Annotated in this window: 9 protein-coding genes; 8 read left to right on the top strand and 1 reads right to left on the bottom strand. The window is 36.1% G+C overall.

All coding sequences use genetic code 11. The annotated features are described in order from the left end of the window. Window positions 1-14 precede the first annotated feature (14 nt). Window positions 15-590, bottom strand: a complete 576-nt coding sequence (locus C6W21_RS05595) for a recombinase family protein (RefSeq protein WP_106056029.1) — start codon at window positions 588-590, stop codon at window positions 15-17. A 433-nt stretch (window positions 591-1,023) separates the two neighbouring features. On the opposite strand from C6W21_RS05595, the gene C6W21_RS05590 reads away from it, so the two are divergent. From C6W21_RS05590 to C6W21_RS05560, 8 genes are all read left to right on the top strand, one after another. Beyond that, a complete protein-coding gene (locus C6W21_RS05590) occupies window positions 1,024-2,682 on the top strand; it encodes a hypothetical protein (RefSeq protein WP_223260974.1) in 1,659 nt (552 codons plus the stop codon). Continuing rightward, window positions 2,670-4,016 (top strand): phage portal protein, encoded by a 1,347-nt coding sequence (locus C6W21_RS05585; RefSeq protein ID WP_317615076.1) that lies wholly within the window; start codon window positions 2,670-2,672, stop codon window positions 4,014-4,016. Before C6W21_RS05590 ends, C6W21_RS05585 begins: the two co-directional genes overlap by 13 nt. A gap of 123 nt (window positions 4,017-4,139) precedes the next feature. Further along, on the top strand, window positions 4,140-4,730 hold the full coding sequence (locus C6W21_RS05580) for a DUF4355 domain-containing protein (RefSeq protein ID WP_106056025.1): 591 nt from the start codon (window positions 4,140-4,142) through the stop codon (window positions 4,728-4,730). Between the two features lie 34 nt (window positions 4,731-4,764). Further along, window positions 4,765-5,595, top strand: coding sequence for a P22 coat protein - protein 5 domain protein (locus C6W21_RS05575; RefSeq protein ID WP_106056023.1), 831 nt, complete (start codon window positions 4,765-4,767; stop codon window positions 5,593-5,595). A 59-nt stretch (window positions 5,596-5,654) separates the two neighbouring features. Next, the gene (locus C6W21_RS18985; RefSeq protein WP_189318146.1) at window positions 5,655-5,825 is read left to right on the top strand and encodes a hypothetical protein; all 171 of its coding nucleotides are present in this window, start codon (window positions 5,655-5,657) and stop codon (window positions 5,823-5,825) included. Beyond that, window positions 5,812-6,117 (top strand): head-tail connector protein, encoded by a 306-nt coding sequence (locus C6W21_RS05570; RefSeq protein ID WP_106056021.1) that lies wholly within the window; start codon window positions 5,812-5,814, stop codon window positions 6,115-6,117. Before C6W21_RS18985 ends, C6W21_RS05570 begins: the two co-directional genes overlap by 14 nt. An 11-nt stretch (window positions 6,118-6,128) precedes the next feature. Next, entirely contained in the window at window positions 6,129-6,449 is a 321-nt protein-coding gene (locus tag C6W21_RS05565) for a phage head completion protein (RefSeq protein ID WP_106038693.1), read from the top strand. A gap of 78 nt (window positions 6,450-6,527) precedes the next feature. Further along, window positions 6,528-13,232 carry a phage tail tape measure protein gene (locus C6W21_RS05560; RefSeq protein ID WP_106056020.1) on the top strand — a complete coding sequence of 2,235 codons (6,705 nt, stop codon included), beginning with the start codon at window positions 6,528-6,530 and terminating at the stop codon, window positions 13,230-13,232. The last annotated feature ends 43 nt before the right edge of the window (window positions 13,233-13,275 follow it).

Raw genomic sequence — 13,275 nt, 5'->3', positions numbered from 1 at the left:
AACCCTCATCTATATTATATCATAGAGAGGGTTTGTTGTTTCTTTTTAGCTCTAATTAGTGTGCTCTTGCTTATGCCTGTCAGCTGTTCAACTTGTTTATACGAATGATCATTTAATAACTCAAGAGCGTGCTGTATTTGCTTCTTTGAGAACTTATTTGGTCTTCCTTCTCTAAAGTCCTCGCTTTGCTTCGCACGTGCTTTTCCTTCTTGTGTACGTTCTACAATCATATCCCTTTCAAACTGAGCAAAAGAGCTCAAGATGTTAAATATCAAGCGGCCTGTAGGCGTATCCTCAACGAGTCCCATATTCAAAACGTGAACTTTAATTCCTTTATCAAACAAATCTTCAATTACATCAATTGCATCTTTAGCTGATCTTGCAAACCGATCAAGTTTAGTTACTACTAAGGTGTCTCCTTTGTGTAATTGTGATAGTAAGGCATTAAATTGGGGACGTTCAACTTCCTTTTGGCGTGTCCCTGTGAATTTCTCCTGATAAATCTTTTCGCAACTTTCCTCTTTCAATTGTTCGATTTGACCTGTTAAGTCTTGACCCTGTGTACTTACACGAGCATAACCATATTTCATATTGAGCACCCCTTTTAAGTATGTATTTATAACACTAAGTTATGACACCTTTTGATACCTTAATTATACTGGGTGTCTTAAGTGGTGTCAATACTTAAAAGTTATGACACCGATATTACTTGAATTCATTTTGAAATCACATAATTGTAGGCAAATTATAAGAGTGTTTAAAGCTCGATACAGAAGCGATAGAACAGTTGATACAAATATATCTTGAAGTGGATAACGTGGCTTAGAAAGGAAGCTGAAAGGCTTTAACCCCCACCTTTCTGTTTTAGAAAATGCACTCTTAAACGATAGCAGGGTACAAATTTTTTGCAGTATTTTTCAAAGTTTCGAGGTGATAAAAATAAGCAAATCAATAAACATAAACACATCTGAAAATAGGATGTTTTTATATGAATATTTAGTCAAACAGGCAATTAGAGAGAATATGACTGAATCAGAAGCAGAAGACTTCGCATCTCATTTGATGGTGAAACGCTCAGAAGATTTATTCACATATCATGGATTGGCTTGGGAATTAGGTCAGAAAAATCTTGAGTTCTTCTGTTTATTTTTCCTGCAAGATACATTTAGAGCGCCTGATACGTCTGAAATAGCTCCTATTCATAAGGAGATATGGAATGACATTGAAGGAATGCTTTTGCGTAATACACATGATAAGCAATCGTATATTCTTCCGAGGGGTACAGGTAAAAGCGCCTTCGCAAACTTACCAGCTGTTTCTTTTTCTGTTGCAAATAAGCTTAGAATTTTCACATTAGTATGCTCATCGACTGGTGACCTTGCTGAAAAGTTTATTAAGCAAATCAAAGAAGTTTTTGTAGGCAACGTTTATATTGAGTCGTGCTATGGCAAGCTTTTAGATCCCACGAACAAAAAATATATCTGTAATTCTTCTCAACTTGAGTTTACAAATGGGACGATGGTTGAAAGTATCAGTAGTAAAACAGATATGAGGGGTAGGAAGTACGGAAACACTCGAATAGAGTTAGCCATTTTAGACGATTACCAAAACAATGACGATTGTGCTACGGATGCAAACAGAGAGAAAAAATGGAGTCGCTTTTCTTCAGATGTTAACTTTGCGTTCCAGAAACCACAATTTGATGAAAATGGGAAAATGGTTAGACAAGGCGGCATTATGATTGGATGTGGAACAATTCAGCATCCAGAGTGTTTCTACAGTAGGCTTCAAAAGTTAGCAACGTGGAAGGTTCGCAAAGAAAAAGGGATTCTTGTAGATGACATTGATGAATTGTTTAATTCTGGTCTATGGGCTGTATTTAGAGACATTCTGTCAGATTCTAAAAATGAGAACAGGTTGCAACATGCTAAAGAGTTTTATTATCAAAATGAAAAGGAAATGAAATTTCCGATTCTGTGGGAAAGTTACTGGAAACCATTAGAGATGGCCCTTGCCTATTATGAGAATCCAGTTGCATATAACCAGGAAGTTCAAGGTGTTATCACCTCTACTGGGCAAAAGAAATTCAAAACTATTATTACTGAGTCTGCTGAGAATATTGAAAGTCATGACTTTATTAAAACCATGCTTTCTATTGATCCAGCAGGGACACGAAACAAACAAAAGAAGAAAAAAGACTATTACGCTTTTGTTGTAGGTAGTATCTCGGATATGAATATCAAATACGTTCGTAAAGGTACTGTCTTTAAAGGTGAGTATGAGGATTATATGGCTTGCACGCTGAAGCTGCTTAAACAATATCCTGACATTACTTTTGTCAACATTGAGAAAAACGTATACAACGGAGCGGATGTAATTCAGCTTCAAGAATTAGTTAAAAATGATCCTGAATTATCTGGAAGAAATATCGAATGGTTGAATAATGCTGTCACTAAAAACAAGGATGATAGAATCAACACAATTGTTGGTGATGTGAATATGGGAAGAATCATTTTTAATGAAGAGGATGAAGAGGCTATCCAACAACTCAAAGATTTCGCTGGAGCGGATTTCTCTGCTTATGATGACTTCCCTGATGCAGTTGCAGAATGGTCTAAAAGAATAAATGAAGTAGAAGACATAGGGTATGTTAAATCAATACCTAAAAACTGGTTCTTCTAAAGAGGTGTATAAGTATTTTTGAAAAAGAAGAAATTATAAAAAAGCTGCTCGATGAATTGAAAATGACTAAACCCAATTATGATAAAAAGTGGCGATACTATAGTGGGGATCATGACATTCTTCATAAGCGTATTGTAAATGACCCAATGAAAAATGATATGAGGGTTTACTTTAACTATTGCAGGAAAATGGTTCAAAACAGTGTGGGATATTTGCTGGGTAAACCAGTAAGTTACAATTCTAAAACAGACAACAAAGAATTTTTAAGTTTGATTGATTATAATTTTAATACATGGGAACACAACCATAACATTAAATTGAAAATTATATCTTCAATCAATGGCCATGCATATGAGGTTAGCTTTATTAATAGCGAAGGGGATTTTCAGTGTGCTGTATATCATCCGTCTGAAATGATTGTGCTTCACGATAATTCTGTTGAAAATAGAATTACCTTAGCTGTTCGTAAATATAAAGTTAAATTTGATGACAGTGAGTACATTGATGTCTGGGATGACACCCATTTTCGAAATTATAAAATTAATGGTGGAACTTATGAACTTTTAGATGAGAAAAAGCATAGGTTTTCTCGATGTCCAGTTAGAGAACTTAGGAACAATGATTCTAAGAAATCAACATTTGAGGACATTATGAGGATTGTAGACATTTACAATTCTATTCATTCCGCAAATGCTCAAGAGATTATGGATCACCGCAATGCTTATCTTGTACTTCAAAACTGTAAAATTGAATTGGAAGAAGCTAAAAAGATGAGAGATAACGGTATCCTCATGTTACCTAATCCTCAGGCTAAGGCATACTGGCTGACAAAGGACATTAATGCTAATTTTGTTAAAGACGAGCTTCAAATGCTTCAGGATGAAATTTATGCTCAAAGTCATCAAGTTAATTTAAACGAGAATTTCCAAAGTAATACTTCAGGAGTAACAATTCGTTTAAAGCTCCAAGAACTTGAAAATCAATCAGCTATCAGTGAATCAGATTTTGATCAGTTGTTGAAATCGAGGCTTAAGCTTTTCTGTGAATATTTAAAGGTGTCCGAAAACAAAGAGTTTGATTATAAAGATATTGCTATCTCCTTCACACGAAATGTACCAGTTGATGATGTTGCCAACGCTCAAATGGTAGCTGCATTGAATGGTATAGTTCCACATGAAGATCTCCTCGGAAAACTATCTTTTATCTCAAATCCTTCCGCAGCGTATGAAAGGCTACTTAAACAACTAGAAAATAGCAAAGACGTAACATCTGGTAACTCAGACTTAATAGTAATTCCAGCACATGAAGACCCTGTTGATCCGACAGGGTTTTAATTATGCTTTAAATTTGGGAAGCCTGTGAGTGGTTAGGGCAGGGAAGTATGAATGTGGGTTAGACATACAACAAAACGGACTTTATGGCGAGTACATAAAGGCAAATTAGATGGAGTGATATATATGAATTTAGAAGAAGTAAAGCAGTTTCTAGAACAACAAAAAGAAACGCCAGAAGTGAAATCTTATTTAAATGAGCTTTCTGCTTTATCAGAGGATAAAGTCAGACAGTTTTTAGACACTGATGGTGGAAAAAAGGTTCTTCAACCACGTTTAGATCAACATTTCACAAAAGGTTTAGAAACGTGGAAAGCTAATAATTTGGATAAGCTAGTTGATCAAAAGGTTAAAGAGCTCAATCCAACTAAAAATCCACTTGAAATCAAAGTTGAAAAATTAGAAAAAACTCTCAAGATGAAGGAGATCAAAGAAAAAGCTTTAGTGAAGGCTCACCAAGATGGTCTACCGACTCAATTAATTGACTTTTTCCTATCTGATGATTCTGAGAAAACAGAAGCTAATCTCAACACTTTCAAAGATGTTTTCGATCAACATTTACAGAGTAAGACAAAAGAAAGGCTTAAAGAAGGTGGGATTGACCCTAAAGGCAGTCCGCAACCACCAAAAACATTTACTATGGAGCAAATTAGAAACATGTCTCCAGAAGAGTATAAAGCAAATCAAGAAGCTGTTGATCAGTTTCTTTCATTGTAAGAAAAAACTATAAAAGGTTAAGGTGAATTAAATAATGGCATATGAAAAGTTTATTCCTGTTGTATGGTCTACTAAATTAAACGAAGCTTATAGAAAATCTCTTGTTTTCGGAAACCTGGTCAATACAAATTATCAAGGTGATGTTAAATACGGAAACACAGTTAAAATTAATAGTTTTGGCGAAGTAACTATTGGTGACTACGGTAAAAATGGGGTAGGCGATCCAGAACAAATTGATGGAAGCCAAACAGAACTCAAAATTGACCAAGCAAAATACTTTAATTTTAAAGTTGAAGATATTGATGCAGCTCAAGCTAATGTCAACCTTCTAAGTGGACAATTAAAAGAGGCTGCTTACCAACTCGCTGATGTAACTGACCAATTTATCGCAAATTTATACACTGATGTGGATCCTAAAAACACTATGGGGACAGATGAAGATCCTATGAGAATTGATTCTCAAAATCTATACAATAGACTGGTTAGTCTTAATGTGAAACTTTCTGAAGCTGACGTTCCTAAGCAAGGGAGATGGGTTGTTCTTCCTGAAGCAGGTCATGGTCTATTACAAAAAGATCCTCGCTTTAGTAAATTCCCTGAAGTTTTATACGACGGTTATATTGGTAACGTAGGTTCATTGAAAGTTTTCACTTCAAACAACTGCCCTATGGTAGATGGGAAATATAAAATTATCGCTGGCCATAGTTCAGCAATTTCATTTGCTTCTCAAATTGACTCTCTTGAAGCTTATCGCCCTGAAAGATTTTTTGCAGATGCAATTAAAGGTCTGCAAGTTTATGGAGCTAAACTTGTTAAACCTAAGGGTATTGCTGTTCTAACAGCTTTATTCATGAGCGAAGTATAAAAAACACAAGAGGGGAATCCCCCTCTTTTTTAATAATAAATAAAAGGAGCGTGAATTATTTGTGGATTAAAAATAAAGTTACAGGTTTAGTTTGGAATGTAACTGAAGATCATTACAAATATTTGATTAAACAATCTGATTATGAAAAATACACTGAAAAGAAGACCAAGAAAGCCAAAACTAAAGTCGAAGACAATGAAACGGTAGGTAAAGACAATGAATCAGCTTAAAGACTTTAAGACTTTAATTGATGAAGAAGTTGATGATGCCGTTTTACAGCTCTATATTAATGATGCAGAAAACTTCATCCTAAATCATTGTAATTTAGATGAGATTCCTAATCGATTATATTCAGCACTTCTAAATATCGCAGTTTTCAAATTTAGACTGAGAGGATACGAAGGAGTCAAAAGAGAATCTATGGGAGCTGTCAACGAAACGTTTCATGAAACGATTCCTGCCTATATTATTAAAGAGTTGGATGACTACAATAATAACAATCAAACAGTTAAGTTGCTGTAAAAGGCCATATCATGAATTTTAAAAAAATCTTCTACAAAATAGATATTGAAACTGTCCCAAGTGGAAAGATTAACGAGATCACTGGGAAACCAATCACGGAAAAGGTAGAGAAATATACTCCATACAAATGCGAATTCCAGCCTTTAGACGAGAAGATGTATCAGTCTGCATTGGGAAGATTTCCAGATATCACAGACTTGCTAATTTGTCGGCCTTTGAAGTTTCTGCAAACAGGCGCAGAGATAGTGTACAAAGACGTTAAATATGAAGTTCTTTACCGTCCCAGGGATTGGGGAAAGCATATTGAGGTATTTGTGAAACCGAAAAAATAATGAAAAGAAACGCTTCGACTACATTTTCGAGGTGTTTCTTTTTTTTATTTTTGTTTTATTACAAAAGGAGATGTAAAAGTGAGTGAGCAATTAAAAATTATTGTCACACCAATGGCTGACACCTCGAAAAAATCAGTCGATCAAATAAACAGTCAAATTAAACAGTTACAAGGTAAAGTAAATGGTCTTAAATTAGACATCAATCTTGGTAAAGATGTCTTAAAGAGTCTTGAAAATATTTCAAAGCGTTTATCAGAGAATCGACGTAGCTTAAAAGATTACAACACAACAATTAAAGAGTATGAGACTGTTTTCAAAAATGCAGATGGATCAATTAAAACAGTCAATCAGAAAATAAAGCAAAATGGAGAAATTCACGAAAAAACCCGAAAAGTCATTGATAATACAACAAAGAGTCTAAGAGAAGAAGCTAAAGAAGTAGCGAAGCTTACTCAACTTACGGAGCGACTTGGACAAAAACAAAAAGAAGTAAACAAAACTGATGGCTCTGGCAGAAGAACAGGAAAAGTCGAAAAGTACAAAAACGGCTTTGATGATGTAACATACGCTTCGGATAAAAATGGCTTAAAGTCTGTAAAAACTGTAACTAATTACGACCAGCAGCGAAAAGCTGTAGATGCGTTACATGATTCTTTGGAGAAATTGCGCCAAAAAGGAATAGTATCAGATGTTACTTTGACATCTTTAGGTAAGAAGTTGAATCTTGCTCAAAGCGCACACGAAATTGAAGCACTTCGTGGGAAAATAAAGCTTTTAGATGATAAGTCAGCAGCAGTAGCCAAGACTCAAGAAATACAGCGTCAAATTCAGTTATATCAACGGCTTGCTGCAGTTAGAGCCAGTAAATTAACATCCCAATATGGTTCGTCTATAAGTGATACAAACTCACAAGCAATTCAGCAATATCTTTCTTCAGTAAATGCGTTAACAAGTCGAACACCAAAGCTTCAAAACCAGATGCAGAGCTTAAATGTCCAGTTCAGAGAGCTTTCAGCAAATGTAACTAATTCGGCTCAGAACATTAATACATTTGGCGGTAGGTTAGGCGAAGCATTTGCAAGGATGCCAGCCTACTTAATTACTGGATCGATATTCTTTGGTGCAGTTAGCGGTCTAAAAGCTATGGTCGATAATGCTATCATGCTTGACTCGAAAATGACTGAAATCCGAAGAGTAATGGACGCTCCTGATTATAAGTTTAATGAGTTATTACAACGTTCAATTGATCTAAGTAATGAACTGTCTAACAAAGTTGCTGATGTCCTTACAATGACATCTGAATTTGCCAGACAAGGTTATAAAGGTGACGAACTCCTCTACCTAACTAAAACCTCTCAAGTCCTTCAAAACATTTCACAACTTCAACCTGAAGATACCGTTAAGGCTCTCACATCAGCAATGGTCAACTTCGGTATAGCTTCAAAAGATTCCCTCAAAATTTCTGATGCTTTAAACGAAGTCGATAACAACTTCCAAACATCTTCATTAGATTTAGCTCAGTCAATGCGTAAATCCGCAGCGGCAGCAAAAGTTTATGGTGTAAGCATGGAGCAGTTACTTGGATATACAGCAAGTATTCAATCAAGTACAAAAGAGTCGGGTAACGTTACAGGGAACGCCCTAAAAACAATTTTTGCTAGGATTCAAACGAACAAACAAGCAGTATCAGCTTTAGAAGGAATAGGAATAGCCCTTAAAGATGCAGGTGGAGAAGCTATACCTGTTGCGGATATCTTAGAGAAATTAGCAGGAAGATGGAAAACGCTGTCTCAAGCTCAAAAGCAACAGCTAGGTATTACAATCGCTTCTCAATTCCAAAATACAAGATTCTTAGCATTAATGGAGAACTGGGAAACAGCTACTAAAGCAACTTCAATGGCCATAAACAGTCAAGGTAGCTCGATGAGAGAGCAAGAAAAATATTCTCAATCATTAGAAGCTAGATTAAACAATCTTTCTAATAAGTTTGTTGAGCTTTCTGAAGCTGCAAGCAGGGCTTTTATTAGCGATGGTTTAATTGCTGCTACAGATGTATTAGGTGACTTGTTAGCTGTAATATCAGGGGTAGTCAATTCCATTGGATTTCTCCCTACGGCTTTCCTAACAGCTAATGCAGCGGTATTTGCGTTTAGTAAGACAGCTAGAGCTATGCAGACGGCCTTAGTGTTTGGTGTAGGTGCATTGAGCGCAAGTCAAAAAGCTTTATTAGGCGTTGAAGCAGGGATGTCTAGAGCGGCACTAGCTACAAAGGCTATGACTGTAGCATGGAGAGGATTAATGTCTGCAACAGTAGTTGGAGCAGGTTTGGTTTTGATTGGAGCAGTTTTAGAAAAGATTGTGGGAGCTTACTCAGACGCTAAAAAAGCTAGAGAAGAATTTGAACAAACTCAAAATACAAATATTGAAGCTCTTACAGTCAATAAAGATCAAACAGAAGAACTAATCAAGAGATATAAGGAATTAGATAAATCTAGACGTGATGGTGGCCTTACAACAACAAATGAGCAAGAGTATCTAAAAATAACACAAGAGTTAGCTGACATGTTTCCTGCTCTTGTGGACGGTGTAGATTCAACAGGAAGAGCACACTTAGTTTCTGCTGAACGAATTGATAAAGAGACTGAAGCCGTTAGAAATTTAATCAAAGCAAAAAAAGAAGAAACTAAAGTTAAAGCTTCCGACACTGCTCAAGATTCGATTAACAAAATCAAAGATTTAAATAAAGAATTAGAGAAGAAACAAAAAGACTTAGACAATCCATTTGTATCTGATAATGCCTTCATTAATGCAAAAGCACCTATATCTAAAACAGATGTTGATAAAGCTAAAATCAAAACCGAAATGGAGTCCATTCGTCAGCAAGTAGTAAGCGCTTCTTATGAAATGAAAGATAAGATCATTGAAACTGCTGAAGCGTTTAGCAAATTAACAATTAGTACGAGTTTAAAAGACCAAATTAAGCAGGTTGTTGATGCGCTTAATATTGATGAATTGACTGATCCTAAAGATGTTGAGCAATTTGAAAAGAATTTAGGTAGGATTCAAGATGCATTACAAAGAGCGTTAGATGATAGTGATTCAGGTGGGTTTGAAAAAGCTAAAGAAGAATTAGATGCATACCTGTCTAAATACCAGGTATCAGATTCAAGCATTGATATCATGAGTATCAGCATGGACAAGTTAAAGGGTGTAGTTAATGACACCTCTGTTACCTATGACGAATTTGGCGATGCAATGGACGAAACAGGTAACAAAGTAGCTGATTTAAGTAGTCGTCTTAAAGAAGTTAAAGGCGATATTGAAGCTACGGCTGATGTGCTGAATCAATTAGTTAAATCTGGTCAAGCCACTGCCGCTATAGAAGCTTTACAGGGTGATGTATATGATGACTTAGCTGACCAGATGTCACCTCTCAACGATCTGTTAGAGAAAATGGCTGAAGGTAAATCTATTTCAGCATCAGAAGCAATGAAGCTTATCCAGAAAGAAAAAGGTTTATCAGAAGCTATCTCCGTTGAAAATGGTTTAGTAAAAATAAATCGTGATGCAGTTGTAAAATTAAGAAACGTTAAGCTTAAAGCATACAACGACATGCAACAATCGGTTAAACAAGACCTGCTTAATCAAGTTAATGCAACTGCTAAAAAGATTAAAAACTATGGTTTAGAAGTAAAAACAATTCAAACTGTGGCGGATGCACAAGCTAACTTAGCCTCATTAAAGAAAAAGATTGATGATGGCGGTGCTAGAAACCCTACAGAGTTGTTAGAGATGGATAAGGAATATGGTGAAATGTCAGATATCACAAGTCAGCTCGAAGACTTGGATAAGATGTCTGAGCTGGTAAACTCCTCATTAACTGAAGTTGGCACATCTTATGAAACAATGTCGGATTCAGCTGACAAGGCTTCAAAATCAACGAAAGATTCAATCTATGTTGCAGACAAATATAAAGAAGCATTAGAGCGAGTCAATAAGCAAATTGAGGAACAAAACAAAAAAACAAACGATTATCCTAAGTGGTCACAGAAATATCGTGACTCTATTAAGAAGGAAATCAAGGCGTTAGAACGAAAAGAAAAACTTCTCAAGAGTCAGATTAAGCTACTTAAAGAGCAAATTAAATCTGGCTACATTGCTCAAACGGGTATTGTTGATTCTTCTTCATCCTACTCCCCTTCTAGCTCTTCGTATTCTGCTTCTGGTGGTTCCTACTCAGGTAAATACTCAAATGTTATCAATCAAGCTGCTTCTAAATACAATGTTCCAGCTGCTCTTATTGCTGCAGTAATTAAGCAAGAATCTAACTTTAACCCTAATGCTCGTTCACATGCAGGAGCAACTGGTTTAATGCAACTTATGCCAGCTACAGCAAGAGGTCTAGGAGTTAAGAATTCTAGGGATCCTTATCAAAACGTAATGGGCGGTACTAAGTATCTTAAGCAAATGCTTGATAAATTCGGCTCAATTGAAAAAGCGTTAGCTGCATACAATGCGGGGCCTGGTAATGTATCCAAGTATGGCGGTATCCCTCCATTTAAGGAAACGCAAAATTACGTTAAGAAAGTAAATAACTACTTTAAACAAATGGGTGGCTCTCTATCCTCAAGCGGTGGATCGGCTGCTGGTTACTATGACTCGATGAGAAGAACATCTCACTTTGGTCAGCAAGAAAAAGGATTACGCTCTGCTCCTCATAAAGGTTTAGACTTAGCTGCTAAATCTGGAACTCCTATCAAGTCTCTTAAATCAGGTAAAGTCCTCACTGCTGCATACTCTAAATCTGCTGGTTATTGGGTAGTTGTTCAACAAGATGACGGCACCGTAGCGAAGTATATGCATATGCAAAAAGGACTCAATGTCAAAGCTGGGCAAAAGGTTCAGGCTGGCCAAACTCTCGGTAAAATGGGAAGCACTGGTCACTCTACTGGTACTCACCTTCATATGCAGATTGAGAAAAATGGTAAAGCAATTGATCCAGAAGCATATATGCAACAAATTGGCTCTGATTTGTCTAGCTCTGAAGCTGAACGTCAACAAGCTATTTCACAAGCTAAATCAGATTTATTGGGACTTGAAGGTGACCTATCTTCTGTCAAAGACCAAATTCAAGACCTACAATATGAAATCGTTCAGTCAAAACTTGATGAATTTGAAAAACGCAAGTCTGATTTAGAGTTGAAAGTTGCTCAAAATCAATCTAAAGCTAGTCGTTACCTAAATGATAGTGCTCAGTTTAGAAAATATACAAATGAGCAACGTAAAGCAGTGTCAGCACAACAGAAGATACAAGCTCAAAAGGTTAATTGGATCAACACAGAGCTAAAGCAAAATAAGCAATTGAATGCTGCTCAACGTGATCAATTACGTGAAGAATTAAAGCAGGCTAAACTTGACCTCATCAGCATCAAAGATCAGGTTTATGAGTTACAGGCTACTATTGTTCAATCTAAAACCGATCAAATTCTTAATAACATTGATAAGTCAGTCAAAAAGACTGAATCAAAGCTTAAGAATGTCGACATTAAGATCCAAACAACTGAAGAAGACAAAGATAAAGTTAAGTACTATAGTCAGCAAATCAAGCTGATACAGCAACAACAAAAAGAAGCTGCAAAGTACATAAAAGATTTAGAGAAACAAAAGAAAGCAGCTAAGGGTTTCCCTGAAATCCAAAAGCAAATATCGGATGAAATCTCATCTTGGAAAGACAAACAAAAGGATTTCAACTTAGAGTTACACCAAACCAAGAAAAGCATTAAAGATATTTACAAATCGCTTGCTGATGAAGTCGTCTCCATTTATAAAGAGATGTACGAAAAGATGCGTGATATTGAATTAGAAGCCCATCGTAAAGCTACTCAAGACATCATTGATGGCATCGATAAGGAAGACGATGAAGCTAAGTTCCAAAAGGATTTAAAAGATCGCCAGGAAAGCATTCAAAAGCTTTTAGATCAGATAAATCAATATGCGCTCGATGACTCTGAGTTCGGTAAATCCAAAGTCAAAGAACTCACTGAACAGATGCAAAAAGAACAACTTGATTTAGATCAATTCCTCAAAGATCGTGAAAACTCCAAACGTAAAGAAGCTCTGCAAGATCAGCTTGAAAAAGATGAGAAATCAATCAACACAAAATATGATGATCTTGTAAATGATGAGCGTGGGTTCAAGGATCTAGAAGGAAAATTGATGAATGGTAAGATTAGTGATATCAATAAACAGCTTTCTGAGTTTACTAAATTCATCAATTCAAATATGGAGTCAATCGGTAAGTCTATCTCTAACAATTTGATCGATAAGCTAAAAGAGGCTTCAAATGCTCTTGGTGTTGTCGTTAAGGGAAATACAACTGGACAAAAGATCGCTCGTTTTAAGACTGGTGGATCAGTTGGTAAAGTACCAGCCCAAGGAGCTTTAGCTGTAGTAGATGATGGAGAAATTGTCCTCAATAAACAAGACTCAGTTAACATGCTTAAAGCTGTCGAACTGCTTAGAGAAACAAAGGTAGAAGATCGAAGTATGGGTGCAATAGCGAAGAGCTACGAGTCAATACGAAGTATGTTTAACAACGTTGCTTCTTCAGTAGCTATCCCTAAACTTTCAGTTCCAGGATTTGAAGTGTTAGAGTCCAAAAATGTTACGAACAATTATTCAGTGAATATGCATATCGATAAAATGGTCGGTGATGAAAAAGGGGCTAATGATGCACTGCAAACAATTCGCAAGGGATTAAAGCAAATGAAAGGTAAGGTATAAGAGTCTGTTAATCAGGCTCTTTTTTTACCTTCTAAAGGAGTTG

Source organism: Bacillus sp. NMCN1, from assembly GCF_002998085.1.
GTDB lineage: Bacteria > Bacillota > Bacilli > Bacillales > Bacillaceae > Bacillus.
This window is presented reverse-complemented; position numbering and strand designations above follow the sequence as displayed.

Excerpts from the sequence above, each read along its gene's own strand:
- C6W21_RS05595 (WP_106056029.1), bottom strand. The coding sequence starts at position 590 with ATGAAATATGGTTATGCTCGTGTAAGTACACAGGGTCAAGACTTAACA.
- C6W21_RS05590 (WP_223260974.1), top strand. The coding sequence starts at position 1,024 with ATGACTGAATCAGAAGCAGAAGACTTCGCATCTCATTTGATGGTGAAA.
- C6W21_RS05580 (WP_106056025.1), top strand. The coding sequence starts at position 4,140 with ATGAATTTAGAAGAAGTAAAGCAGTTTCTAGAACAACAAAAAGAAACG.
- C6W21_RS05575 (WP_106056023.1), top strand. The coding sequence starts at position 4,765 with ATGGCATATGAAAAGTTTATTCCTGTTGTATGGTCTACTAAATTAAAC.
- C6W21_RS05570 (WP_106056021.1), top strand. The coding sequence starts at position 5,812 with ATGAATCAGCTTAAAGACTTTAAGACTTTAATTGATGAAGAAGTTGAT.
- C6W21_RS05565 (WP_106038693.1), top strand. The coding sequence starts at position 6,129 with ATGAATTTTAAAAAAATCTTCTACAAAATAGATATTGAAACTGTCCCA.